The organism is Mycobacterium sp., from assembly GCF_035653355.1.
Lineage (GTDB): Bacteria > Actinomycetota > Actinomycetes > Mycobacteriales > Mycobacteriaceae > Mycobacterium.
In genome coordinates this window covers 1-2732 of sequence record NZ_DASRBZ010000565.1, presented here as the reverse complement: position 1 = coordinate 2732, position 2732 = coordinate 1, and the positions used below count along the sequence as shown (strand labels likewise).

The 2732-nt window shown below is 67.0% G+C and carries 5 protein-coding genes; all 5 read left to right on the top strand.

The features are described from left to right. Positions 1-983: type VII secretion-associated protein (locus tag VFA16_RS19490; RefSeq protein WP_324969400.1), on the top strand; the 983-nt coding region annotated here is incomplete at its 5' end. Positions 984-1038: 55 nt separating this feature from the next. Next, a complete protein-coding gene (locus VFA16_RS19485; protein ID WP_324969399.1) occupies positions 1039-1356 on the top strand; it encodes a WXG100 family type VII secretion target in 318 nt (105 codons plus the stop codon). 16 nt (positions 1357-1372) lie between these two features. After that, positions 1373-1669, top strand: coding sequence for a WXG100 family type VII secretion target (locus VFA16_RS19480; RefSeq protein ID WP_324969398.1), 297 nt, complete (start codon positions 1373-1375; stop codon positions 1667-1669). Positions 1670-1916: 247 nt separating this feature from the next. Next, entirely contained in the window at positions 1917-2360 is a 444-nt protein-coding gene (gene rplM / locus VFA16_RS19475; protein WP_324969397.1) for a 50S ribosomal protein L13, read from the top strand. After that, positions 2357-2732 (top strand): 30S ribosomal protein S9 (gene rpsI / locus VFA16_RS19470; RefSeq protein WP_324969396.1); only part of this gene is annotated, 376 nt, incomplete at its 3' end. The genes rplM and rpsI, both read left to right, overlap by 4 nt.

Genomic DNA, 2732 nt, shown 5'->3' with positions numbered 1-2732 from the left:
CACGCATCAACGTGATCAGCGCTGCGGCAGAGCAGCTTGCCGACAGCGTCGTCGCGCAGCCGCGGTCGTGGTTGCTGGGCGAGGCGTCACCAGACCCGCCGCATGCCACGGTGATTGTCGAAATCGCGGAGCGTTTCGTCGTCATCACCGCGGCGCCGGTCGTCGCCGAATCTCGCCGCGGCCAACCGGCCAGAGTCGCTGATTCGGTCGCGCAGGTCATCGCCGGAACGGCATCGGAGACAGCATCCACTGTGGTGATCGATGCGCCGACAACCATCGCCGGTGCCTCGACGCTGGCCAGGATGATCGCTGACGGCGTGCGCCACAAGCGCGCCGATCTGACGGTGGTGCACGTCGACGATGCGCGGCTGCAGCAGCTTGCGGTTGCGGCGTTTCCCACCGGTGAGGAGGACGACGGACCGGGTCAGGCCCGAGGCGAACGCGCGCGAAAAAAACGTGTGGGTGCAGCGCTTTTGGTCGCCGCTGCAGTGTCCGCCGCGTTGCTCGCTTTCGGCATTGGTAGCCGCCACAGCGCCCCGACCCCCGCCGCAATTCCAACGACGTTTCTGGTGGAGGGACGGGTAGCGCTGAGCATTCCGGCGCAATGGCGCGTGGAGCGCGTCGTCGGCGGGCCCGGGTCAGCGCGCGTTCAGCTCACGTCGCCGTCCGATCCGGAAGTGGCGCTGCATGTGACGCAGTCCCCGGTTGCCCACGAGACACTGACCGCGGCTGCGGAGTCGTTGAAGCGCGCTATCGATGCGGAACCGTCCGGCGTCTTTGTCGACTTCAGCCCGTCGGCAACCAGCGCCGGGCGGCCCGCAGTGACTTATCGGGAAGTCCGCCCCGCGCACGAGATCCGCTGGACGGTGCTTCTCGACGGTCCCGTGCGGATCAGCATCGGCTGCCAGAGCAGGTCCGGAGGCGCAGCGGCCATCCTCGACGTGTGCGAGCAGGCCGTGCGGTCTGCCCACGCGGTGCGGTGAGAAACGAAATCCGAATCAAGGGAACCAAACCCGAGCCGCCGCAGTCGTAGATGGTATGAGCACACCCAACACGTTGAGCACCGACTTCAACCTGATGCACACAGTGGCTGCCAAGACGGACGCATGTAACGAGGAGATCCGCGGCATGCTGCAGGCGTTCATCGGTCGGGTCAGCAGCGTGCCGCCGTCGGTGTGGGGCGGTCTCGCGGCCACTCGGTTCAGGGAAGTGGTAGAGCGCTGGAACGCGGAATCGATGAAGCTGTACCACGCCTTGCACGGCATCGCGGAGAGCATCCGCTACAACGAGGCGACGCTGCGGGAAGCCGGCGAGAATCACGCTCACCGCATCGCCACCGCCGGCGGGAACCTGTGAGGTCTGGCGATCACTCATGGACCCCGTGCTGTCGTACAACTTCGCCGAAATCGAGTACAGCGTTCGCCAGGAGATCCACACCACGGCGGCCCGCTTCAACGCCGCCCTGGAAGAGCTGAGATCGCAGATCGCGCCACTGCAAGAACTCTGGACCCGGGAAGCCGCCGCCGCCTACCGCGTCGAACAGCTCAGGTGGCAGCACGCGGCCTCCGCGCTCAACGAGATGCTGGTCGACCTCGGCAACGCGGTGCGTGCCGGCTCCGACGATGTCGCGAGCGCTGACCGCCAGGCGGCCAGTATCTGGAGACGGTAGGGGCCAAGAAGACGCTGTGTTGGTCCCGATGGAGGGGAGCCGTCGGGACCGCACAGTCATGCGCCGGTACGGTTGCCCGCTACGGCGTTTTGACCTGCGCGGATGGCCGCCGGTAAGCTGCTGGCTTGGCGTGCGGTCTGCCGGGGCTCGGGTCACTGTCGGTCGCCGAGAGCACCCCGCCCGTCGACGCCTGACCGGCACCCGGGTCATACCGGGATTCACCCCGAGAGAAAGGCAAGTAAGCGCTGTGCCTACATACGTGCCGAAGGCCGGTGACACCACGCGGTCGTGGTATGTCATCGACGCCACGGACGTGGTGCTTGGCCGCCTTGCCGTCACCGCAGCCACCCTGCTGCGCGGCAAGCACAAGCCGACGTTCACTCCCAACGTCGACGGCGGCGATTTCGTCATCGTCGTCAACGCCGACAAGGTCGCGATCAGCGGCAACAAACTGCAGAACAAGCCGGTCTACCGCCACTCGGGTTATCCCGGCGGCCTGCGCAAGCGCACCCTCGGTGACCTGATGCAACGACACCCCGACCGGGTCGTCGAGAAGGCGATTGTCGGCATGCTGCCCAAGAACAAGCTCGGCCGCCAGATCAAGCGCAAGCTGCGCGTCTACGCCGGTCCAGAGCATCCCCACACCGCCCAGCAGCCGATTCCGTACGAGATCAAGCAGGTGACCCAATGACCCAAACGGCAGAGACCGACGCCGGCGGCACCGCGGCTGCCGACACTTCCGGGGCCGAGCAGGGCAAGCGCGCCGACTCATTCGTCTTCGAGCGCCCTATCCAGACGGTCGGCCGCCGCAAGGAGGCCATCGTGCGGGTGCGGCTAGTGCCCGGCACCGGCAAATTCGACCTCGACGGCCGCAGCTTGGAGGACTACTTCCCCAACAAGGTGCACCAGCAGCTCATCAAAGCTCCGCTAGTGACCGTCGACCGGGTGGACAGCTTCGACATCTACGCCCACCTGGGCGGCGGCGGCCCGTCCGGCCAGGCCGGCGCGCTGCGCTTGGCGATCGCCCGGGCACTGATCCTGGTCTCACCCGACGACCGGCCCG